The following is a 231-nucleotide window of genomic DNA, read 5'->3' on the forward strand; positions in this document are numbered from 1 at the left end:
GTTGTATCTTGATAAATGGGATCGCGCATTTTTTCTTTGCTTGGCATATTGATCCAAATTTGAAAACCATGGAGGCCGTCTTTGGCATCAGGCAGAGGCATTTCGCTGTGGATCACTCCATTGCCTGTACTCATCCATTGCACATCGCCTGCTCTGATCGCTTTTTTATTACCCATTTGATCTTTGTGCTCAAATCCTCCTTTAATAATATAAGTAAACGTTTCCATACCT

General features: G+C 41.1%; 1 protein-coding gene. It reads right to left on the reverse strand.

The features are described from left to right. Positions 1 to 231 (reverse strand): pirin family protein (locus tag R2R70_RS23505; RefSeq protein WP_410979421.1); only part of this gene is annotated, 231 nt, incomplete at both ends.

The organism is Cobetia sp. SIMBA_158, assembly GCF_046566945.1.
Taxonomy (GTDB): Bacteria; Pseudomonadota; Gammaproteobacteria; order Pseudomonadales; family Halomonadaceae; genus Cobetia; species Cobetia amphilecti.